Raw genomic sequence first — 22,646 nt, forward strand, 5'->3', positions numbered from 1 at the left:
CGGCAAAAAAGTACACTTTTTTGTCATTTCCAAGGGATGAGTTCGGGAAGCCGAGACGATCCTGGAATATGAAACAATAATGCGCTGTTGTGGAGGTTTGAAGCAATGAATACTGAAACTTCGATACATCAACCTCATCTTGATAATATCGATTTTTTTCGTATTCTTTTTACAATAATAATTTTGTATGGGCATTGTTTAAAGCAATTAATATTGATTGCTGGAAGTCAGGCGCCTTTTTTTTGGGTGAAAAGTTTTACTTCTGCATTTGCTTATATGTGTGATACATTTTTTATTATATCGGGATTTTTTATGTTTTTTTCTTTTCATAAAAAAGAATATAATTTATTTAAAATTGTTATTAACAAGATAGCGAGATTATGGCCGGTTGTAATTTGCTCGATAATATGTTTGTTAGTTCTTGATATATTTGGTGTAGAATACTTTAATAAAACAAGTTGGTGTTTTGAAATGTTTTTATTACATGATGCACTCACTCATAAAATGTCAGCAGGCCACATGTGGTATGTAAATGTTATGTTTTGGGGATATATTTTGTATTATTTAATATATAATATATTTGATAAAAATAAAATAAGCTATGTTATTGGTATAATTGTTTTTTGTGCATATTCAATTCTTTTAAAGGAAAATGGTAATCAAATAGAAGGTTATATTTTTTCATTTCGGATGGTTCGCGGCATTGCAGGAATGGGTTTGGGGTATTTAATTGCTTATTTGTATAGAAATTGTTATCCTTGTATAGTTAAAATAAACGACAAAAAGGCAACAATTATATGGACTGTTATAGAAATTATTTCATTATTTTTGATAATAAAAATTACACTTGTAAAAGGGGTATCAATAAGTTTTGCTATAATAATTGTTTCGTTTTTAATGATGTTTTATTCATTTTTATTTAATAAAGGGTTTTTATCAAAATTATTTAATGTTTCCTGGATGTCATCTTTTGGTAAATATTGCTATAGCATTTATATGATGCAGTATTTTCCATTTTTTATTTTGAAAAAATATTTATGGACACGTGAATTTGTCATTAATTACCCGCTATTTAATATTATATTATTTGTATGTATCTGTACTATTGTAGGAATAATAACGTATCATGTGGTTGAAAGACCGTGTAAAAAACTGATATTGAAATATGCTGCGAAAGCATGTGATTAAGTTTTAACAGACTCCGCATGAAAACAGGAGTCGCAGGACGCAGTCAGGTTTTCTTCCTGCCTGACGTGGAAGAAAGCAAACAGTCTTTGTGCTGGACAGCAAGGAAAGTTCAGCCCCAGGCCTGTCCCCCGTTAAAAGAGTTGCAACGTGTTTTCGGAACGCCGCGGCCTTGAGCTTTTGCGTACTTGCTGGAAGAGAGGCGTGAGTTCCGTGGTCTCGGGGCGATGTTCTTCGGCCTAAGGGCAAGGCACCAAGTGCTATCACCGGCGGTAAGCCTTGCGTTCTTGTCGCGGAGCTTTGAAAACAGCGCTGGATTTCATACTGGCTGCATTCTGAACGGCAATTTTAATAGTCGGTGTGTCGGTGCCGCCGCAGTGTGAAGCTCGTTGTCTGCGCAACTCCACAGAAGAGCCCTTCGTCCGTGCCGTTGATTCAGCAACAGATGATGCCCTGGTGGTTGTTTTTTGTCCGCCGCGATGTAGGCGTGGCACCTTTTGCAGTGGTGAAACGGCGGCAGATTGTGTGTTTTGCGGAGCTGTGCCTGGCACTGGAAGTTCGGGCGAAGTTCGGAGCGAAGAGACGAAAAAGGCCCGGCGTGAAGCCGAGCCTTTTTCTCTGCACGGAGCAGGGGTCAGCCTTGTTTTTTCTGCGCCTTGACGGAAGCGGCGATAAATTCGCGGAAGAGCGGATGCGGGTGCATGGGACGGGACTTGAATTCGGGATGGAACTGGCAGCCCACGAACCACGGGTGATCGGGCAGTTCCACCATTTCCACAAGCGTTCCATCGGGTGAAGTTCCGCTGAAGACCATGCCGTTCTGACTGAGAATGTCGCGGAAGGCGTTGTTGAACTCGTAGCGGTGGCGGTGGCGCTCGGAGATGTTTTCCTGCTGATACGCATCTGCGGCGCGGGTATGAGGAATGACGGTGCAGGGATAGGCTCCCAGGCGCAGGGTTCCGCCCTTGTCACTGCCTTCATCTCGGGTTTCCACCGTTTGCCTGCGGAAGTCGTACCATTCGGTCATGAGGTAGATGACCTTCTGATCCGTCAGCGGGTCGAATTCCTCGGAGTTGGCGCGTTCCAGCCCCGCCACATGGCGGGCGAACTCGATGACCGCGCACTGCATACCCAGGCAGATGCCGAAGAAGGGCACCTTCTGTTCGCGCGCGTAGCGGATGGCCTCTATCTTGCCCTGCACCCCGCGGAAGCCGAAGCCGCCCGGCACGAGGATGCCATCGCAGTCCTGGAAGGTGGCGGCGGCGTTTTCCGCCGTGACTTCTTCAGAGTTCACATATTTCAGATTAACGGAGACGTGGTTTGCCACGCCAGCATGAACCAGGGCTTCGTGCAGGCTCTTGTAGGCTTCCTTGAGGTCTACATATTTGCCCACGATGGCGATCGTTACCTTGTTTCTGGCGGCTTCCTCAAAGTCGGCCATGAGCTTGTGCCAGCCCGAAAGGTCGGCGTTGCGTGCCGGCAGCCGCAGCATGATGGCCACCTTCTGGTCAAAGCCTTCCTCGTAGAAACGCAGCGGCACTTCGTAGACGTTCTTCACGTCCACAGAGGTGAACACGGCGTCCTCGTCCACGTTGCAGAACAGGGCGATCTTCTTTTTCAGCTCGGAGGGAATGGTTTCTTCGCAGCGGCAGAGGATGATGTCCGGCTGAATGCCGATGGACAGGAGTTCCTTGACACTGTGCTGTGTGGGCTTGGTTTTGTACTCGCCTGCGGCCCGGAGATAGGGCACCAGTGTAAGATGGATATTCAGACAGTTGTTGCGGCCGATGTCGGAACGGAGCTGGCGTATGGCCTCGAGGAAGGGCAGCCCCTCGATGTCTCCGACCGTGCCGCCGATCTCAATGATGGCCACGTCCGGGGCATTCTCACCTTCGGTAAGGCTGAGAACCGTACGCTTGATCTCATCGGTGATATGGGGAATCACCTGAACCGTACCGCCCAGATAATCACCGCGGCGTTCCTTGGTGATGACGTTGTAATAGATGCGCCCGGAAGTAGTGTTGTTGCGCTGGGACAGGGAGACATCGAGATAGCGTTCGTAGTGGCCGAGGTCAAGATCCGTCTCGGCGCCGTCGTCCGTGACGTAGACTTCGCCGTGCTGGAAAGGATTCATGGTTCCGGGGTCCACGTTGATGTAGGGATCCAGTTTCTGGATGGTCACTGAAAGTCCCCGGGTTTTGAGCAGCGCGCCCAGAGAAGCAGAGGCCAGTCCTTTCCCGAGAGAGGAAAGCACGCCGCCCGTAACGAAAATAAACTTTGTCTTCATGGAGATACCTTATTTATGAAGCATGGCGGAGGAGGAACTCTGACACCGGATACGCAGATTCGCGCCTTTTGGACGAAATGTCACCCCATTGACGCACCGCGGCTTTCCTCCTTATACTTGATACCCCTTGGGAAAGGAAGGCTTAAATCAGGACCCCGGAAAAATTTCTTCTGTCCCGGCGAGCTGCTGTAAAGGACACGGGGCGGCCTGCCTTTTCGAGGGACAGAGCCTTCCGCAGAAAGGCGCTGCTGCGGCGGAGTGCGGCGCTTTCTGAATTCCGGTTTTCCGGCAACCCCTGTCCGCCCTCTGGAGTACGCAATGGCCAAGGTCAATGTCCTGGTGCTCACCGGCTACGGTACCAACTGCCACGATGAAACGGCGCATGCTGCCCGCCTTGGCGGTGCGGATCGTGCGGATATTGTCCATTTTTCCGATATCGTGTCCGGCGATGTCCGGCTTGAAGATTATCAGATGATCACCTTTCCCGGCGGCTTCCTCGATGGCGACGACATGGGGGCGGCCCAGGCGGCGGCTCAGCGCTGGCTGCACCTGAACGATGCGCACGGTGTGCCGCTTCTGGAACATCTGAACCGCTTCCTGAACGACGGCAAACTGATGCTGGGTATCTGCAACGGCTTCCAGCTCATGGTCAAACTGGGGCTTTTGCCCGCGCTGGACGGCAAGCGTTTTGAGCGCCAGGTCTCGCTGACCTACAATAATTCTGCGCGGTTCGAGGATCGCTGGGTGGAGCTGACGGCGAACGGGAAAAGTCCCTGCATCTTTACCAGAGGACTTGGGCGTCTGGCTATGCCGGTTCGCCACGGTGAAGGGCGTATCGTGGTTCCCGATGATGAAACCTTGAAGCGCCTTGAAGCTGAAAATCTCATCGCCCTCCAGTATGCCGATCCGGAAACGGGTCTGCCGACGCAGGAATATCCGGCCAACCCCAACGGTTCTCCTCTGGCCATCGCCGGACTTACCGATCCCACGGGGCACTGCCTCGGCCTCATGCCCCATCCCGAAGCCTTCAGCCACAATACCAACGCTCCCGGATGGCGCCGCGGCGAATACGAGCTGCCCGGCACCATACTCTTTGAAAACGCCGTGCACTACCTGCGCTGACAGACGCTGAACGGACAGCGGGGAACGGCCTTTGCTTTCTCCCGAAGACGGCGCACCCATACTCTGAAGTGAACAGGGGACAGGTGCGCCGTCTTGCCGTTATGTTACCGGGAGAGCCGATGCCTTGTCCGTGCGTAAAGCCGGGAACAGTCCTGGTTCTGTCCGAGGGCCGTGAACACCGCAGTCTTTCTTCCTGGCTGTTTGGCGGCTGTCCCACGGAAAGCGGCAAGAGGCTCAGCTTTGAGGAGCGTTTAAAAGAGTTTGTATAAACGTCTCTTTTCCTGTGACGTGAGGACTGTCAGGACGCTGCAGAACACTGCACGGTTGGTGTGTTGTCTTGCCGTGAAGGGTTTTCGGCAGTGCGTATGCCACCCTGCATCAGGAACGGCAGCAAAACCGGCAGCAGGATAACTGGTGAGAGCGCAGCCTGGGCTGGCTGGGCGGTAAAGCAGTTTTCCCGACCGGCTGCATTTCAGTCCCAAACAGTCCCCCGCAGAGATTTTTATTGACGTGCTTTCTGGAAAGCCGCTCAGGACTCGTCGGTCTGCGGAGATTGCCCGTCCAGCAGGCGGGTGAGGACGGCCATGAGCTTCGACACGTCGATGGGCTTGGCCACATGGGCGTTCATGCCGCAGCTCAGAGCCTGCTTCTTGTCTTCTTCGAAGGCGTTGGCGGTAAAGGCCACGATGGGCACGGCGGCAAGCTGTGGGTCGTTCAGGGCGCGGATGGTTCGCGTGGCCTCGTAGCCGTTCATCACGGGCATCTGCACGTCCATGAGAACAAGTGCGTAATGGCCGGGCGGGGAGCTGCGCACCTTGCTCACGGCCTCGGTTCCGTCCCCGGCGGTATCCACAATGAAACCGGCTTCTTCCAGAATTTCCTGGGTGATTTCGCGGTTAAGCTCGTTGTCCTCCACAAGGAGAAGTCGCAGGCCGTGCAGCCGAGCCAGGGGATCCGGAGCTTCCTCTTCCCTGACCGGTTCCACTTTGGGTGCGCCCAGGGCGGCGGACAGAGCGTCGCGCAGCACAGAGAGGAAGAAGGGGTTGTTGCAGACCGCTGCGGCCCCGGACTGTTTCGCTTCTTCTTCAAAGGAGGCACAGTCGAAGGAAGTGGCGATGACGAGCGCGTCCGGCTGAAGGCTGTGGAAACGGCGCACGATTTCCGGCCCGCCGGCTCCGGGCAGTGTCCAGCTGGTGATGCAGAGGGAGAAGGCGTCCCCCGCAGCCGCGGCATTTCGTGTGAGCGTGAGGGCTTCCTCGCCCGACGCAGCGTCTTCCGTGCGCAGCCCGAAGTGGGCGAGTATGGCAGTGAGGCATTTTCGTGTGGAAAGTGTTTCGTCCACGATGAGCGCCCGCCGTCCGGCCAGTTCCGGCAGAGCCGCAGGCGGCTTGGCGCCGGGCTGAAGGCGGAAATCGAGTCCGATGATGAATTCCGAGCCGTGACCGGGTTCAGATTCCACTGCGATGGTTCCACCCATGGCGTCCACGATGCGCTTCGTGATGGCCATACCCAGGCCGCTGCCCTGTATGCCGCTGACCGTGGAGGTGCGTTCCCGTTCAAAGGGCTTGAAAATGTCGCGGATGAAGTCCGGGCTGATGCCGATGCCGGTATCCTTGATGCGGATTTCGTAGCTCGCATATCCTGCGGGAGCGCCTGGGCGTTGCCGCACCGTTACGGCCACGGAGCCGCCTTCGGGCGTGAACTTGACGGCGTTCGAGAGTACATTCAGCAGTATCTGATTGAGGTGCAGCCGGTCGCAGAGGATGTCCTCGTCGGTCACGTCCTCGGCATCTATGGAGAATGCAAGCTGTTTTTCTCTAACCTGATTCTGAATGATGTCGCGGATTTCCTGAAAGATTTCGGCGAGGGAGCAGGGCTTTTCGTTGATTTCCAGCTTGCCGGCCTCAATGCAGCTCATGTCGAGAATGTCGTTGATGAGGCTGAGCAGGTGGTTGCCGGAAGAGAGGATCTTGGCGAGGTAGTCCTTCAGGCGTGAGGGGTTGTCGAGGCAGTTCTTCGCCAGCGTGGTGAAGCCCAGGATGGCGGTCATGGGGGTGCGGATGTCGTGGGAAATGTTGAACAGGAACGTGGTCTTGGCCCTGTCCGCCGCTTCTGCCTTGCGCAGTTTTTCCGAGAGCAGCGCCTGTTCCACGGCTTCGGCGGCGCGCTCCTTCATCTGATGGTACAGGAAGAAGATGTACAGTGCGAGCGCAGCGGCCATGAGCAGGGCGACGATGGCCGCCACGCGGCGGATCTGCCAGAGCAGGGAGAACACTTCGCTTTCCGGCACGGAAATGCTGATGCTCCAGTCGTTTACGCCCGCCGGTCCGTAATACATGTATTCCCAGCCCTGGAGTCTTGGTGTGCGGTAGATCACCAGTCCGCGGCCCAGAGCCAGCATACTGTCCGTGTACTCGTGCCAGCTTGTCCCCCCCCGCGTCTCGCGATCCGGCGTATCCATATCGGCAACGTTGAGCAGCTTGTCGTGCCAGGTGTCCAGAATGAAATTGCCGGTACGGGTGTCGATGATATAGGTGCTGGCCTTGCCATTATAAATATTACGGATACTCAGTTGCTGAGGGAGCTTTTTCAGGGAGATGGCGCCGTAGAGCAGAGCCACCGGTCTGCCGTCTTTAATGATGGGAAGCATGTTGCGCAGGATAAGCTCCCCGTTCTCCACGCTGACCACGCGATCCGTGAGGTGTTCCCCGCGCTGAAATTCTTTCTGAAAGCTGAAATCTTCCTTTTGGGAAACATCGATGACATTCCCGGATGGGGTGACGATCTGGTCGTTGGGCAGGAGAAGGCGGACGTTCATGACCTTCAGCAGAGGAGATATGGAACGCAGCGTGTCTATGGTGGACTCCAGATTGTCCACGCCGGCATCGGTGATCAGTTCCGCCGTGGCCTTGAGGATTCGGGTGTCCCGCTCCACCATGGACTGGATTTCGTCCACGACGGTCTGTACGCCTTCTTCCAGCCGCAGCAGGGAGTTTTTCCAGACGATTTCCTGTACCTGAACATAGGACACGGAGGCCACGAGGATGAGCGCAAGGACGGTGACACCCGTGACGATGAGGAGTTTGCCCTTCTTGTATATGGCTTTCAAGTTTGTCCGCTGTCTGTCCATTGCCGCGACCTTTGGTTAGGGAAAGGAGACACAGGGAAAAGGCGCATTGAACGTCCCGGAGTTTTTCCGCTTTTGCGGACAAGGACGTATCCTTATAAGGCTAATTTGCCACTCGTGTTTTGTAAAGGGAAAATTGCCATGCTCCGCCTTCGCCTCCAGGGCTTGAGGTGTGGACCGGGGAGAGGCATCTTTCCTCATACATGTATTGAAAACACAGCCGTACTTCAAAATACAGTCCAGCCCGTCCTGAAGGGTGTTGCTTCTTCGTCTGGTTCCCGAAGCAACGCTTTCCGTGGCTGGAGCAGCTTGTCAGCTGGGGGCGGAGCGCGGTATCGTGGGGCTGACTGCGGACGCCGGACAGGGGAGAAGCGGACGTTCCCCGAATGCGGCGGGAATGGACGCAGTGCGCGGCGCGGGGGAAACAGAGGGCGAACTTCCTCCTGCCGGAAAGGAGGTTTCATGGTCTGCGAGAAGCATGTGTTCGAAGCCAGGGCGTTTCTGCTGCTCCTTGTCGCCGCTACCGTGCTGTTCGGGTGGATGCTGCGGCCGTTTTTCGACGTGGTCTTATGGGCCGCGGTCATTGCCGTACTCTTCACCCCCATGCAGGTTCTGCTGAGGGAGCGCTGCCGCATGGGGCACAGTCTTGCGGCGCTTCTTACCGTGACGTGCAGTCTGGTGGTCATCATCCTGCCGCTGGCCTGGATAGTTTATTCCTGTGTGAGCGAAGGTGCGGCCATGTACGCACGGCTTTCCTCCGGCGAGAGCGTCTTCATGGAGGCCGTGGATCGCCTGCGGGTACTGTTTCCCGCCGCTCAGGAATGGCTTGCCCGTTATGGTTACGACGCCGCGCGCATCAAGACGGAGCTTTCGGGACTGGGGATGTCGCTGGGCGGGATGCTGGCAAAGAACACCGTGGCCTTTGGCGGCGGCGCGGCCCATTTTCTTACGGATTTGGCCCTCGTCCTCTATCTCTCCTTTTTCTTCGTGCGCGATGGTGAAAGACTGGTGAGGCTGCTTATCCGTGCCATGCCCTTCGGGGATAAGCGCGAGATGCGTCTGCTCCGCAGGTTCGCCGGAGTGATGCGGGCCACAGTCAAGGGCAGCCTGCTGGTGGCGGCCGCTCAGGGTATGCTGGGCGGGCTGATTTTCTGGGCTCTCGGCATACGCTCGCCGGTACTCTGGGGCGTTGTCATGACCGGGCTTTCGCTCATTCCCGTGGTGGGGGCGGCGCTGGTGTGGGCGCCCACGGCCGTCTACCTTCTGGCCACAGGGCAGTACTGGGCGGGCGCAGTTCTGCTGCTCTACGGCGCGGGCGTCATAGGGCTGGCCGACAACGTTCTCCGGCCTGTCCTCGTGGGCCGGGATACCAAGCTGCCGGACTTTCTTGTCCTGCTGTCCACACTGGGCGGTTTCATGATGTTCGGCATGGACGGCTTCGTGACCGGTCCGGCTCTGGCCGTGTTTTTCGTCACGGTGTGGCAGATCTTCATGGAGGAATACGAGCCTGACGCCGCGGAAGCGGAGAAACTGTGCGAAGACGGCGGGCGGGACCGCTTCTGAAGAGCGTCGTTGGTGCCGATTATGAGATACAAGAAAATGTTACGCTGCCGTGGGGAACTGTAATATTTTGAAACGTGACACTGTGCCGGAATTTGCTAACGTACAGCTTGTCAATCCTCTGCAAAAGAAACTCCTCCTGTTTCTCCTCACACTCCTCTCTCCTCCTTGGACAGACCGGCCCACACGAGCGATGTTCGGGCCGGTCTCCCTTTATCCGCCCTCTTTGCCGGGACGAAAAAACGCCGCCAGTCAGTGAAGACCGGCGGCGTTTTGCTGCGGCATTTCTCGTCAGATTTTGATCAGGCCCAGCGCGGAGCCAATGGAGGAGACCAGGATGATGATCAGGATGGCGGGAGCCAGCCAGGTGATGCAGAGGCGGAAGACGGCTTCCCGCTTGAACGCGGACGAGCGCTTGATTTCTTCGCTCATTTCCTTGAGTCCGATGACGCGGGTGACTAGGAAGCAGGTGGCGATGGCGGCGATGGGCATGAGTACCGAACAGCTGAGAAAATCGAGCATGTCGAGGATGCTCATGCCGGCAAGCTGGATAAAGCCCAGCGGCCCGAAACCCAGGGCACAGGGAACGCCGATGACCACGGCTTCCGCGGACATGACGAGGATGCATTTTGTGCGGGACCAGTGCGTTTCATCGGCCACGGTGGAAACGCAGGCTTCGAGGATGGACACGGAGGAAGTGAGGGCCGCAAAGAAAACCATGAGGAAGAAGGCGAAGCCGATGACCGACCCCATGCCCATGCTTGCGAAGACCTTGGGAATGGTGATGAACATGAGGGAGGGGCCGGCGTTCAGGTGTTCGGCAGCGTCCGCGCCGGAGAAAGCGAACACGGCCGGAATGATCATGAATCCGGCGAGCATGGCGACGAGGGTATCGACGATTTCAATTTGGCTGGTAGCCTGTTCCGCGTCCACGTCCTTCTTCATGTACGAACCGTAGGTAATGAGTATGCCCATGGCGATGGAGAGCGAGAAGAAGAGCTGTCCGCAGGCGGCGACAACGGTCATGATGGAGAAATGGGAGAAGTCCGGGACGAGGTAGTAGTAGATGCCTTCCGAAGCTCCGGGGCGCGTCATGGAGTAGATGGCCACGCACAGACCCAGGAGCAGGAGCAGGGGCATCATGAGCCGGGATGCGCGTTCGACACCGGCATCAACGCCCTTGAGTACGATGAACGACGTGCAGGCAAAGAAGACCATGAAGTAGGCGGGGGCTTCCCATGAGGAGGAGATGAAGCTGCCGAAATAGCCGTCTTCGGCCACGGCCGGCCCTTGTCCGGAAAGGTAGCCGATGAGGTATTTGATGACCCAGCCGCCGATGACGCAGTAATACGGCAGGATGATCATGGGGACGATGGCGTTGATCCAGCCGCCGAGCATGATCCCGGTGTGTTTTCCTTCCTGGCAGAAATATTTGTAGGCTCCGATGGGGCTGAGGCGCGTTTTGCGGCCGATGGTGATTTCGGCCATGATAAGAGCGAAGCCGAAGGTCACCAGCAGGATCAGATAGACCAGGAGAAAGGTGCCGCCGCCGTATTTGGCGGCGAGGTAGGGGAATCTCCAGATATTGCCAAGGCCCACGGCGGAACCGGCCACGGCAAGGACGAAGCCGATGCGTCCAGAGAAGGAGCCTCTGGAACCGGAATCTGTACTCTGCGACATATGACACTCCTCTGAAAGCGACGGTGGGAACTACGGTATAGGACATGGGGGAAAATAGCAAGGCGGAAGACGAAAAAAGCCTTGTTACACCGCGTGTGCCCGTTGTTTAACAGGTGCAAAGTCAGGGCTGCGGGCGCTTTTCGGCAGGCGTGTCCGCATGTGGCTGCCGGACAGTTTCGCCCGTGCCGCAAGCGTTTTTTTGAGGGTGATAAGTCAGGGAGAGAAAACCTTATGTGCGTTTTCCGGGCGCGGCAGAGAAGGTATGGAAAGGATGAGGCTGTCGTGATTTGCAGAAAGCTGGAGAAGGCTGGCAGGGCCATTAAACGAGAGAGCCGCATGGGGTACACGCGGCTCTCAGGTTTTTATAGCGACACCGTCGATACGGACGAAGGCATCACTTCACGCCCAGGGCTTCCTTGTAGAGCTGAGGATAGACACGGTTGAAGAAATGGCCGGTAGAGCGGCAGGCTGCGCCGAGAACGAGGTCGATGTGCTTGCCTTTGGCGCGGCCGGCGAGGTTGTCGGTCCTGGCCTTAGCGTTTTCCACATGCCAGGCTTCCACGGTATCGCCGTTCATCTTGTCAATGACGATGCTGAAGTACCCTTCGGGACCCACATACTTGCTGTTTTTTGCATCGAGAACGATGGGTTCCTTGTTTTCCAGCACGATTTCATGGATGAACGAGCATTCCGCACAGATTTCGGGTCGGGTGATAAAGCGGCTGTCGGCTTCCCATGTTCCGCCGTTGGTCACGGTGATGACATCGCTGTGAGCCATGAGAGCGACCTTGCCGTTGGTGAACGCCCCGCCTTCGCTGCGGGGATTGATGTTCACAAGTTCTTTGCCGTCGGCGGACTGAACGTACATGGCCTTGCACACCGGGCGGGAGTTGGGGAACAGTTTGAGGGATTCCTTGTCGGCTTTGAGCGTCTTGGAGACGCTGCCCTTTTCGCTGGTTATTTTCACGGTGGCGGTATCGGCGCTGATGTCGGTCACTTCCACCGTGGCCTTGCCGATCTTGAAGGTGTCGCCCTTACCGTACAGACCCATGACGGGAGCGTTCGGGGAGATGAGCGCCTTGGTGGTGCTGACGGTGACGAACTCCTTGATTTTGGCTTCGTTGGGGCCGAGCGAATCCATGTAGATCACGGAGCGGGAGTTCGTGGAAATGGCGTTGCCTACAAGATAGGGCCGTGTGTCTGGCTGCTCCATGCAGGAGGTCGTGCCTTCCTTGAGGCCTGAGCCGCTCTTGAACAGGGAGCCGTCGGAAGCGGAGGGCTTCACATTTGCGCCGCCAACCACGATGAAGGGATTGCCGTAGTAGTTACCCGTGGTCTTGACGAGCCAGAAATACGCCATATGCCCGCCCTCGATACCGAAGGGGGCGGCGTCGATGGCTTCGAGTTCCCAGCCGCGGGTTTTTTCCTTGTTGCCGAAGACGACATCACCGGGCTTCATGGTCACGTTTTTCACCACGTCCTGCTGATATTCGTCGGTGATAAAGTGATACAGCTTGCCCGCAATGGTGAAGGTATGGTCGTTGAACGACCACCAGTTACTGCAACGCGATGTAGTGTAAAGCCCGCTGGCCGGAATGACGACCTTGCCGTCCTTCACATAGCTCTGGCGGATGACCACGCCGTCATCGATAGTCTTGCGGCTGCCGTCAAGCAGCTTGATCTTCACATTGTTGGTCATTCCCTGCAGGCGCAGCACATACGCACCATCGGTGGCAGGGGATTTCATGACAGCACTTTCACTTTCAGCGGCAAGGGCCATGCCGTTTACCGTGAAAACACAAACCAGAGCCGCGAGAGTCTGGACAAAACGAGACTTCAAAAACATACTTTCTCCTGAAAGGATTCCGTTTGTCTCAGGACGTCCTGCAACGCTCTGTCATGACAGAAAAAATGTCGACGTTAATTTTTTAATGGCATACGGGCTTTTTTGTCAAGGGGAGATGCCACTGCCGGGGAGTCGGAGTATTTTTTTTTGAAGAAAGCCTGCGTGCGAGGCGTTCAGACGGAAGTGCGGCATGGAGGTGTGGCTCCGGCAGGCTCCCTGAAAGAATATGCCGGTCGACTTCTGGACATTGCGGGAAAAGTGATTACTCTTTTTCTGTATCCGTACTGTCAGGATTTTGTGACGGTTCAAACCTTCAGTCCGCACTATTAAGGAGCCCAGACCATGTGGGAATATACTGAGACTGTCCGCGATCACTTCCTGCATCCGCGCAACGCTGGTGTGCTCGAAGACGCCAATGTCATCGGCGAGGCCGGCAGCCTTGCCTGCGGCGACGCCTTGAAGCTCATGCTCAAGGTGAACAGTGACGGCGTGATCGAAGACGCCAGATTCCAGACCTTTGGCTGTGCGAGCGCCATCGCTTCCAGCTCCGCGCTCACGGAACTCATCAAGGGCAAGACCATGGAAGAGGCGGCCCGGCTCACCAACAAGGAGATCGTTGAGTATCTGGGCGGACTGCCCAAGGAAAAGATGCATTGCTCCGTCATGGGCGAGGAGGCGCTGGAAGACGCCGTGCGGCATTGGAAGGGACTGCCTTCCAGAAGCAGGGAGGAAGAAGGGCGTCTGGTCTGCAAGTGCTTTGGCGTGACCGATCGCCAGATTATCAAGGTGGCGAAGGAAAACAATCTGTCCACGGTGGAGGAAGTGACGAACTTCATCAAGGCTGGCGGCGCCTGCGGGAGCTGCAAGGACGAAATTCAGTCCATTCTGGACAAGCTCCGTTCCCTGGACAAGCCTCTGGAAGAAATCCGTCCTGTGCCCCGCATGACCAACGTGCAGCGAATGCAGAAGGTAATGCGCATCATCAGCGAGGACATCGCGCCGCGTCTGGCTCTGGACGGCGGCAATATCGAGCTTGTGGACGTGGACGGCACAACGGTGGTCGTGGCTCTGCGCGGGGCCTGCTCCGGCTGCAACGCCAGTCAGCTCACCTTGAAGAACCTGGTGGAAAAGACCCTGCGCGAACAGGTGGATCCCGCCATCACTGTGGTGGAGGCGTGACATGGCTGCTCTGACCGATGTGATCTATCTCGATAACAATGCCACTTCCAAAGTCGCTCCAGAAGTGGTGGAAGCCATGATGCCCGCGTTTACCGCGCTCTATGGCAATGCTTCCAGTATGCACACCTTTGGCGGCCAGATGTCGCACGATATCAGCAGGGGCCGCGAACAGGTAGCGCAGCTTCTGAACGCCCACCCGGAAGAGATTATCTTCACCTCCTGCGGCACTGAGGCCGACAACTCCGCGTGGTATTCCGCCACGGAGACCCAGCCGGAAAAGCGCCATCTGATCACCACCAAGGTGGAGCACTCCGCCGTGCTTGCCTACGGGCATTATTTTGAAGACAAGGGATACGAGGTCACATGGCTGGGCGTGGACAGTCAGGGCCGTATCGATCTGGACGAACTCGAACGCGCTATCCGTCCGGACACCGCGCTCGTGTCCATGATGTACGCCAACAACGAGACGGGCACCGTCTTCCCCATCGAGAAAGTTGCGCAGATTGTGAAGTCCCACGGTGTGCAGCTGCATGTGGACGCGGTGCAGGCTGTGGGCAAGGAAGTCATTGACCTCCAGAAGCTGCCCATCGACTATCTCGCACTGTCAGGGCACAAGCTGCATGCGCCCAAGGGCATCGGTGTCCTGTACCTGCGGCGGGGTACGCGTTTTCGTCCGTACCTCAAGGGCGGTCATCAGGAACGCGGCCGCCGTGCAGGTACGGAGAACGTGCCGTATATCATCGGACTGGGCAAGGCCTGTGAACTGGCCGGAGCCAACATCGAAGACGAACGTACACGGGTAGCCGCCCTGCGCGACCGTCTCCAGCAAGGACTGCTTGCCGCCATCCCCAACTGCAAGGTGAACGGCGATCAGGAACATCGCCTGCCGAATACCCTGAACATTTCCTTCGAGGCCGTGGAGGGCGAAGCGTTGCTGCTGCAGCTGGATCAGTACCATATCTGCGCTAGTTCCGGTTCTGCCTGCACGTCCGGCAGTCTGGAACCTTCCCATGTACTGCGCGCCATGGGCGTTCCCTTCAACTTTGCTCACGGGTCCGTACGCTTCAGTCTTTCCCGTTACAACACGCGGGAAGAGATCGAGCGCGTCATCGAGGTCATGCCCGGTATCGTCCGTTATCTGCGGGAGATCTCTCCCTTTGCCAGTTTTTTGAAAAAGTGAACTGAGAGCGCGGGAAGACGTCCTTCCTGAAGCCTTTCAGCCCGGCGAAAAGCCCGTCTCCTCTGAGGAGGCGGGCTTTGTCTTTGCCAGAGCACGGGCAGACAGGCCTCCGAACTGGTAAAATTTGTTAAGTCTGCCATCTTCCCTGAAAGATAGCTGACCGTGTTTACGGGAAGTGAGCGTCAGGCTTTTGGCTCTGCACCGGAGTTTTCTGCTTTGCCTGTGCCTGTGGGAGGCGCCTTTTCCAGGCAGGGGCCGGCAGCAGTTTTCAGCAGTTCGTACAGCGGAAGCTGCCATTTGGCTTTGTATGTCTTTGCTCCGCGAGCTGTTCAGACGGGAGGCCGGGCAGTGCTTTCCGCACAGACGAAAAAGCTCCCCCTCTTGTCGCGAAGGGAGAGCTTTTGTCTCTGGGCAGGGGGGGCCGGCAGAAGCGTTCAGTTCAGGATCATGGTTTCGCGTTCGGTTTTCCACGGATCAGACACTTCTGCACTCCGTGTATCAAAACGCATGGTCATGCGGCTCTTCAGGTCAAAAGGCGTCCAGCCGGGGTCGCCGTGGACGGCGAAGCGTACCCAGGCGCTGTGCATGGCTTCCGCCAGAGCCTCTGGCGGCGTCTGTCCCACCGTGTTTTTCACGCGCATGGAATTTTTGTGCAGCGTTTTGAAGACGAAGGGCAGTTCCACGCTGTGCGCCGCCCTCAGGCGGCCGTTCGAAGCGTCGCTTTTCCAGGCGAAGGAATAGGCCCAGGCTTTGCCTCCGGCCTTTTTCTGACTTTCCAGTACCTTGTTGGCGGGCATACGGAAAATGAAGTCGGACTGGAGAGCAGTAAACAGTTCTCCGGGAGTCTGACCTCGGCCGGCCTTACGATAGCTTTCCGCGATGCCGGCGGGTAAGCCTGTGGAGTCCGTAAAGCTCCGTACTGCGCTTTCGCCAAGCCTGTCGATGGCCCCGTTCGGCACGGTATACCAGCGCCATTCTTCTTCGTTCGAGCCTGCCAGGATGTCCACGTCACGCGCAGCACCTTCCGCAATGGCGTCCACGGGGCGTTTTTCCAGGACTTTTCCGTCATACCAGGGTTTGAACAGGGCGATGTTCCCACCCAGCATACGACACCACTCCGGCTTTTTATTCTGTGCTGCGATGAAGGCCGGAAAGGAAAGCAGTTTTTCCGGGGGAAGGGCGGCCACGGCGTCGCGGCTGTTTTGCACACCATAGAAGGCCAGCAGGCTTTCCGCAACGCGGGAGGCAAGAGCCGCATCATACTGGGCAAGAGCAGCCGGACTTTGGAGTATGGCGCGGCGGAACAGTCCCTTCGCCAGCGGCGAGGAGAGCAGGGATGTGATGTGCGTGGCTCCGGCGGACTGACCAAAGACTGTGACATTGTCGGGATCGCCGCCGAAGGCCGCAATATTGTCCTTTACCCAGCGCAGACCGAAAAGCATGTCCCGCAGGGCAAGATTCGCCGGAACGCCCTGTATTTTCAGAAAACCGTCTACGTTTACACGATAATTGAGGGTGACGAGGACAACGCCGTCCGAGGCGAAGGCTGTGCCGTCGAAGCGCACATCGTTGTTGTTGCAGGTTGTGCTGCCGCCACCGGGAATATAGACCATGACAGGGCATCTGCTCCGTCCGGGAGCGGGCGTCCAGATGTTCACGCGCAGACAGTCGCCACCGCCGCAGGGTTTTCCCTTGTCAAGCTGGAGTGGAATGTCACCGAAGGTTACGGCGTCCAGCACACCTTTCCAGGATGCGACAGGCTCCGGAAGGGCAAGACGGTATGTGCCTGCGTAGGGAGGCATACCGCAGGGAACGCCTCTGAAGACATGGACATTGTCGAGGATAAGGCCGCGGATATCGCCTTTCGGGGTATGGACAACGGATTCCTCAGTATGCGCCCGGAAGGGCAGACCGGCCATAAGCGCTGTCATGGTTCCTGCGTATAAGAACTGGCGTCTGTTCATACGTCTTTCCTTTGCGTGTGTATCAGCTCTCACAGCCCCGTCCGGCGGGAAGCCGGACAGGGGCTGAAAGCGCGGGAAGGCCGAACGTCAGACCTGCATACGCAGGGGGAAGCGGAAGCCTATGGCTCCGGTGGGGCAGCTTGTGCGGCAGTTGGCGCAGTGCCAGCATTCATCGCCGTGAGCGACTTCCGGCCGGTCGCTGCCGTTTTCCAGATGCCTGAGTTCCAGCACATAACCCGGGCAGTCGTCCACGCAGGTACCGCAGCCCTTGCAGTGGCCGCAGTGCATACAGCGGGCGGCTTCGGTTACGGCCTGCTCGGCGGTGTATCCGGCGCAGTTTTCCGTGAAGTCCATGTGATTGACGCAGGCGGGCTTCTGCGCCTCGGTCTTTTCATACTGAAGGATACCGTAGATCTCTTCTCTGGGAACCACATAGGGTTCCGCATCTCCGGCCAGATCGTCGCGGGCCGTGATGACACCGCCCTCACCGATGACGTAGACGCGGGATTTTTCGCCCGTGAGCCAGGCGTGGACGCCGAAGGCGGCGCGGCGGCCGGCGCCGATGGCTCCGGCGATGGAGCCGGGGCCGGAGGACACTTCACCTGCGGCGAAGAGGCCCGCGGCGGAGCTGGCCTGTTCCTTGTCCACCACTATCCAGTTTCTGGGAGAGAGCGTTACGTCCGTTCCGGCCATGAAGCCGAGGTCGGTCTTCATACCCACGGCAAAGATCACGGTATCGCAGTCCAGGTGGTGTTCCCCGCCGGGCACGGGTACGAGGGTGAGACGGCCTTTTTCGTCGAAGCGGCATTCCTGCACTTCAAAATAGTCCACGCCTGCGGCCTTGCCGTTGCTGGTGCGGATGGCGGACATGGTGCAGGAATTGTGGATGGCGATGCCCTCTTCCGCAGCCTGCACGAGGTCTTCTTCCGGTGCGCGCATTTCCCCTGCCTTTTCAAGGCAGATGACGTGGACTTCTTCCGCGCCGAGGCGGCGGGCCACGAAAGCCGCATCGAAGCCGACACCCCCGCCGCCCATGACGACGACGCGCCTGCCCACGGAGGGACGCAGACCGAGAGAGGCTTCACGCAGAAAATCCACGGCTTTCACGGCACATTCCGCACCGGGGATGGGGAGGCTGTTTTCTTTGGGCATACCGGTGGCCACGATGACCGCGTCATGTGCGGCGCGAATGCCGGCGAAGGAAATGTCGCGGCCGACCACGGTATTGACCCGGGCACGCACGCCGGCTTCGAGCACCCAGCCGAGTTCGCGGTCCACCACGTCGCGGGGCAGACGGAAGTCCGGCACACCGTAGCGGGCCATGCCCCCGAGTACGGGATTGGCTTCGTACACGAGTACATCGTGGCCGAGCAGTGCCAGAAAATAGGCTGCGGTCAGACCGGCTGGGCCTCCGCCGATGATGCCCACGCTCCTGCCCGTGGCAGGGCGGCGCTTGAACTGCGCCGCTCCGTGGGGAGCGTAGTCATACACGGCGCGTTCCAGCGCGCGGGTATTCACACAGGCATCGTAGCCCGCGCGGTTGCAGTTGGACTGGCAGAAATGCGGGCAGACGCGGCCGGTAACGCCGGGGAAGGGATTCTTGGCGCGCAGGTAGCGCAGGGCTTCGCAAAAGTCGCCCTTTTCTACGAGAGCCTGCATTTTCTGGATGGAATTGCCCGCGGGGCAGAAGTGTTCGCACGGCGAGGTGCGGAACTGCTCCCTGAGGCTGTCGCCCATGACTATGGGCATGGTGATTTCACGACTGTATCTAGGCGGCATGATATTACTCCTTGAGTGACTGATCCGTGCCCGCCGTCAGCTGTGGCGGGGCTGCCGGAAGGCGGCTGCAGACGGAAAGGGCTACAGAAGAGGGGCTTTGCCCCAGTGGTACTCGGTGCCGTTTTCGCCCTTGATGAGCAGGAGGGGCTTCGCCATGTCGGGGTTGAGGGCGGGGTAATCGGTGACCTTGTACACGCAGCGGCCGGTTTCCTTGCGCTGCATGGTGGCCTTGATCGCCAGCTCACACACCTTGAGCACTTCGGCGGATTCGTGGCAGCGCATGAGGTCGCGCAGGGTGTCCGCGTGGAGCTGGGGAAGCTGTGTCTGCAGGAAAGTGATCTTTTCCAGAGCGCGTTCCATACCGGCCATGGAGCGGCGGAAGCCCATGTAATACATCATGACGTTACGGGCGGCTTCTTCCAGTTCCTGATACGTCAGTTCCCCGTCGTTGCCGAGAGGCGCGAACACGCTGGACTTCACCTCCGCGGCAAGTCCGTTGTCGATACTTCCGGCCTGTTCCATGCCGGAAGCCTTGATCGCCGCCTGGCGGCCCGCTTCGTAGCCGCCGCACATGGCACCGGAGCAGTAGAGGAAGATGCTGCCGCAGAACAGGCCGGAAATCGTGCTTTCAAAGCGGTCGTTCACCGCGATGGTTCCGCCGAAGATGAGTTCGCCGATTTCCACTTCCAGGAGCTTGTGCTGGAAATCCGTGCCGGTGCAGTCGGCCCAGTCGCAGAAGGTGGCCTTGTCGCCTGGCATGAGGATGTACTGGAGTTCGTGGACGACTTCGGGATCCACATGGCGCATGTCCATGTGGAAGGGCGGGCCGTTGCCCTCCATCTGTTCCTGGTAGGTTCCCTGAATCTGATTGTTGCGCACGCCGTTTTCGCCCATCGGGTCATATTTGTGCATGAAGCGTTCGCCCACGGCGCTGAGTTCGTGCGCGCCGGAGCTGTTGATGCCGTTCATGCCTGGGCAGCCGTAACCCTTGGGTTCCAGAGTGGCGCGCTGATAGGTGTCAAGTTCGGTGACGGCGGCGCCGGCATCGTAGCCGAGCACCACACCTGCTCCCGTGTTGTAGGGATACATCCACACGTTGTAGGCATTGTGCGTGGAGTTGGTAAAGCCGCGGGTGGCGGAACGGCCCTGGGCAGAGACCACGGTCTTGGCGCGCAGGATGACATATTCGCCCGTGGTCACGTTCCAGCCGAGCGCGCCGCAGGCACGGCCTCCGTCGGTGAGGATCTTCATGGCCATGATGCGATCGAGCACATGGACGCCGGAGTCGCGGACGATGCGGGCCATGACACGCTTGATGGTCATGCCGTTGGTGATGTGTACCCACCAGGTGCCGGGCTGGCCGAAACCCTGAGTGCGCTGATAGGTTCCGTCGCTGTTCTTGCCGAAGTCCACGCCGCTGGCTTCAAGGCGCTTCAGCATGGGACGCATGTGGTCGTACCAGCCGTGGGTGAGCATGGCGGGCGTCCAGCCGTTCAGCGGCTTGGCGTAGAATTTTACGAGGTCCTCGGCGGTGTCGAACTGGGCGCCGGGTTCGTTCAGGACGGCCATGTAGTGGTCGTTGCCGCCGCCGATGCAGCCGGAGCTTTCCAGCTTGCCCTTGTCCAGCAGCACGACGTCCAGGCCCTGCTCGCGCGCTCCGAGAGCTGCGCCGCAGCCGGACGCGCCGGAACCGATGACGAGCACGTCCGTTTCGATGAGCGTGCCAAGCGGATGAGGAGAGATCTTCATGAAAATATCCTCTATGGTTGATAGGAAAATCCTGTGGTCAGAAAAAATGCAGGCAGGTCAGGCCGCCTTTCTGCGACCGCGGAACTGGAGGGCGAGGAGTGCGGCAAAGACGGCCAGTCCGGTGAGGAGGAAGGGGAGCTGTCCCGCGCCGATCCAGAGGCCGCACAGTGCGACGACAAAGGCGAGTCCCCAGCGTTCAGGCAGTCTGAGCGGGCGCATACCGTAGCCGGTGATCATCATGCAGAAGGCAATGACCGTGAATACGCCCACGATGGAGACGGCCAGCGTTTCACCGAACGGACCCTGCCCGAGCATGAGGGCGGGGCGGCCCACTACCAGGTAGGGAATGGCGAAGCCCACGGCGCCGACCATGGAGGCTTCCAGCGCCGTCCGCATGTAGGAGGAACCCGCGATGCCCGCGGCGGGCAGGGCGGCGATGGCGATGGGCGGGGTGAGGCAGGAGAAGCAGGCAAAGACGAAAACGAACATATGCGCGGCGAAGGGATCCACGCCCATGTTGACGAGTACCGGAATGCCCACCATGGAAACGAGCAGATAGGCGGCCAGCGTGGGAACGCCCATGCCGAGGATCAGGCACACGCACATGGTGATGAACAGCGCGAGCGGGATGCTGCCCTGAGACCACAGAACGATGAGCTGAGGGATCTTGATGCCCAGGAGTGTCTTGGTCACGGTGGTCATGATGGGGCCGAGCACGGCGCAGGTGACGCCGATCTTGGCACCGGTGACGGCGCCGTCGATGAAGGCGGGAAGGATGTTCTTGAGCTGGTCGTACCTTTTGGAGGTGGCGATGTCGATGACGTTGAGCACAAGCAGCAGCATCATGGCCCAGAAGATGGTGAACATGGGGCTGTAGCCCATGACCAGAAGGGCGATGATGGCGAGCAGCGGCAGAACGAAGATGGGTGCATCGTGGAGGAAGGCGCGGAAGGAGAAGGCGGCGATGTCACTGGGATCCATGCGGATGCCGAGGCGTTTCGCCTGAAGCTGGGCGTACATTCCCACGGAGAGGAAGTAGAGCAGGGAAGGAATGAGTGCCGCGGCCATGACCGTGACGTAGGGTACTTCGGCAAGTTCGGCCATGACGAAGGCGGTGGCTCCCATGACGGGCGGCATGATCTGCCCGCCGGAAGAAGCGGCTGCTTCGATGGCTCCGGCCTGATAGGGTTTGTAGCCCACCTTCTTCATCAGGGGAATGGTAAACGCGCCGGTGGCGGCTACGTTGGCCATGACACTGCCGGTCACGGAACCCATGAGTGCGCTGGACACCACGGCGGTGATGGCCGGGCCGCCGTCCAGTTTACTGCCGGTGAGCATGCCAACCTGATTGAAGAATCGGGCCGCACCGGTTGCGCCGAGCAGACTGCCGAAGAGTACGAAGAGGAAGATGTAGTTTGCGCTGATACCGAGAACCTGTCCGTAGATACCGCCGGAAAGGTCAAGCCCGTAGCTGACGAGCAGTTCATCAATACCGATGCGGGGCGACTGGAGCGGGCCGGGCAGGTTATGGCCGAACACGGCGTAGGCGATGAAGCACAGCGCCACGATGGGGAAAACCCAGCCGAAGGAGCGCCGGGAAGCCTCGATGCCCAGCCCCACCAGCAGCACACCCACCAGCATATCCTGTCCGGTGAGATCCAGCATGGGACCGCGCTCTTCCTGAAGGCCGCTGTAATTCAGGAACATGTAGGCCGTGGCGTAGATGGAAAGCCCTATAAGCAGCACCACAGCGGCCTTGCCGAGCGTGGTCTTCTGTTTGGTAAACGCCCAGAGGAAGACCAGCACGAGGGCCATCATGTAGTGCAGGTTCTGATGCTGGATGGGCCCCAGGATCATCCACTGCGTATATACCAGGTGGTACAGAGCCATGGCGAGAGCCACGCCTGCCATGAGTATGCGTACCACGTTGTTCTTTGCCGTTTCCATGTATTCCTCTCTGTGTGAACGAGGGAAAAGGGTGTGCGGGC

General features: G+C 57.8%; 13 protein-coding genes. 5 read left to right on the top strand and 8 right to left on the bottom strand.

The genetic code is table 11. The features are described from left to right. The first annotated feature begins 105 nt into the window (after positions 1-105). A complete protein-coding gene (locus Q0Z94_RS04480) occupies positions 106-1,188 on the top strand; it encodes an acyltransferase (RefSeq protein WP_298067826.1) in 1,083 nt (360 codons plus the stop codon). A gap of 631 nt (positions 1,189-1,819) precedes the next feature. Here the strand turns inward: Q0Z94_RS04480 and Q0Z94_RS04485 are convergent. Beyond that, on the bottom strand, positions 1,820-3,472 hold the full coding sequence (locus tag Q0Z94_RS04485; RefSeq protein ID WP_298067827.1) for a CTP synthase: 1,653 nt from the start codon (positions 3,470-3,472) through the stop codon (positions 1,820-1,822). A gap of 318 nt (positions 3,473-3,790) precedes the next feature. On the opposite strand from Q0Z94_RS04485, the gene Q0Z94_RS04490 reads away from it, so the two are divergent. Continuing rightward, a complete protein-coding gene (locus Q0Z94_RS04490; RefSeq protein ID WP_298067828.1) occupies positions 3,791-4,594 on the top strand; it encodes a phosphoribosylformylglycinamidine synthase subunit PurQ in 804 nt (267 codons plus the stop codon). Between the two features lie 529 nt (positions 4,595-5,123). On the opposite strand, the gene Q0Z94_RS04495 is transcribed toward Q0Z94_RS04490, so the two are convergent. Next, positions 5,124-7,703, bottom strand: coding sequence for a response regulator (locus Q0Z94_RS04495; RefSeq protein WP_298067829.1), 2,580 nt, complete (start codon positions 7,701-7,703; stop codon positions 5,124-5,126). A 480-nt stretch (positions 7,704-8,183) separates the two neighbouring features. Here Q0Z94_RS04495 and Q0Z94_RS04500 point away from each other — a divergent pair, with 480 nt between their 5' ends. After that, positions 8,184-9,284 carry an AI-2E family transporter gene (locus Q0Z94_RS04500; protein WP_298067830.1) on the top strand — a complete coding sequence of 367 codons (1,101 nt, stop codon included), beginning with the start codon at positions 8,184-8,186 and terminating at the stop codon, positions 9,282-9,284. Positions 9,285-9,572: 288 nt separating this feature from the next. Here the strand turns inward: Q0Z94_RS04500 and Q0Z94_RS04505 are convergent, their stop codons facing one another. Further along, positions 9,573-10,961, bottom strand: a complete 1,389-nt coding sequence (locus Q0Z94_RS04505) for a sodium-dependent transporter (RefSeq protein WP_298067831.1) — start codon at positions 10,959-10,961, stop codon at positions 9,573-9,575. A 394-nt stretch (positions 10,962-11,355) separates the two neighbouring features. Then, a complete protein-coding gene (locus tag Q0Z94_RS04510; protein WP_298067832.1) occupies positions 11,356-12,807 on the bottom strand; it encodes a hypothetical protein in 1,452 nt (483 codons plus the stop codon). 342 nt (positions 12,808-13,149) lie between these two features. On the opposite strand from Q0Z94_RS04510, the gene nifU reads away from it, so the two are divergent. Then, the gene (gene nifU, locus Q0Z94_RS04515) at positions 13,150-13,986 is read left to right on the top strand and encodes a Fe-S cluster assembly protein NifU (protein ID WP_298067833.1); all 837 of its coding nucleotides are present in this window, start codon (positions 13,150-13,152) and stop codon (positions 13,984-13,986) included. Position 13,987: 1 nt separating this feature from the next. Then, positions 13,988-15,166, top strand: coding sequence for a cysteine desulfurase NifS (gene nifS / locus Q0Z94_RS04520; RefSeq protein WP_298067834.1), 1,179 nt, complete (start codon positions 13,988-13,990; stop codon positions 15,164-15,166). 434 nt (positions 15,167-15,600) lie between these two features. On the opposite strand, the gene Q0Z94_RS04525 is transcribed toward nifS, so the two are convergent. The 4 genes from Q0Z94_RS04525 to Q0Z94_RS04540 all read right to left on the bottom strand — a co-directional run bounded on the left by Q0Z94_RS04525 (position 15,601) and on the right by Q0Z94_RS04540 (position 22,605). Then, a complete protein-coding gene (locus Q0Z94_RS04525) occupies positions 15,601-17,130 on the bottom strand; it encodes a carboxylesterase family protein (RefSeq protein WP_298067835.1) in 1,530 nt (509 codons plus the stop codon). Between the two features lie 87 nt (positions 17,131-17,217). After that, positions 17,218-18,909 (bottom strand): FAD-dependent oxidoreductase, encoded by a 1,692-nt coding sequence (locus Q0Z94_RS04530; RefSeq protein WP_298067836.1) that lies wholly within the window; start codon positions 18,907-18,909, stop codon positions 17,218-17,220. An 81-nt stretch (positions 18,910-18,990) separates the two neighbouring features. Then, positions 18,991-20,658: an FAD-dependent oxidoreductase gene (locus tag Q0Z94_RS04535; protein WP_298067837.1), complete on the bottom strand. Its 1,668-nt coding sequence runs from the start codon at positions 20,656-20,658 to the stop codon at positions 18,991-18,993. Between the two features lie 57 nt (positions 20,659-20,715). Next, positions 20,716-22,605 carry a TRAP transporter fused permease subunit gene (locus Q0Z94_RS04540; protein ID WP_298067838.1) on the bottom strand — a complete coding sequence of 630 codons (1,890 nt, stop codon included), beginning with the start codon at positions 22,603-22,605 and terminating at the stop codon, positions 20,716-20,718. Positions 22,606-22,646: the final 41 nt, after the last annotated feature.

Source organism: uncultured Mailhella sp. (assembly GCF_947631555.1).
Classification (GTDB): Bacteria; Desulfobacterota; Desulfovibrionia; order Desulfovibrionales; family Desulfovibrionaceae; genus Mailhella.

What these genes read in the sequence shown, in the direction of transcription:
- Q0Z94_RS04480 (WP_298067826.1), top strand. Translation starts at nt 106, where the DNA reads ATGAATACTGAAACTTCGATACATCAACCTCATCTTGATAATATCGAT.
- Q0Z94_RS04485 (WP_298067827.1), bottom strand. Translation starts at nt 3,472, where the DNA reads ATGAAGACAAAGTTTATTTTCGTTACGGGCGGCGTGCTTTCCTCTCTC.
- Q0Z94_RS04490 (WP_298067828.1), top strand. Translation starts at nt 3,791, where the DNA reads ATGGCCAAGGTCAATGTCCTGGTGCTCACCGGCTACGGTACCAACTGC.
- Q0Z94_RS04500 (WP_298067830.1), top strand. Translation starts at nt 8,184, where the DNA reads ATGGTCTGCGAGAAGCATGTGTTCGAAGCCAGGGCGTTTCTGCTGCTC.
- Q0Z94_RS04505 (WP_298067831.1), bottom strand. Translation starts at nt 10,961, where the DNA reads ATGTCGCAGAGTACAGATTCCGGTTCCAGAGGCTCCTTCTCTGGACGC.
- Q0Z94_RS04510 (WP_298067832.1), bottom strand. Translation starts at nt 12,807, where the DNA reads ATGTTTTTGAAGTCTCGTTTTGTCCAGACTCTCGCGGCTCTGGTTTGT.
- nifU (WP_298067833.1), top strand. Translation starts at nt 13,150, where the DNA reads ATGTGGGAATATACTGAGACTGTCCGCGATCACTTCCTGCATCCGCGC.
- nifS (WP_298067834.1), top strand. Translation starts at nt 13,988, where the DNA reads ATGGCTGCTCTGACCGATGTGATCTATCTCGATAACAATGCCACTTCC.
- Q0Z94_RS04525 (WP_298067835.1), bottom strand. Translation starts at nt 17,130, where the DNA reads ATGAACAGACGCCAGTTCTTATACGCAGGAACCATGACAGCGCTTATG.
- Q0Z94_RS04530 (WP_298067836.1), bottom strand. Translation starts at nt 18,909, where the DNA reads ATGCCGCCTAGATACAGTCGTGAAATCACCATGCCCATAGTCATGGGC.
- Q0Z94_RS04535 (WP_298067837.1), bottom strand. Translation starts at nt 20,658, where the DNA reads ATGAAGATCTCTCCTCATCCGCTTGGCACGCTCATCGAAACGGACGTG.
- Q0Z94_RS04540 (WP_298067838.1), bottom strand. Translation starts at nt 22,605, where the DNA reads ATGGAAACGGCAAAGAACAACGTGGTACGCATACTCATGGCAGGCGTG.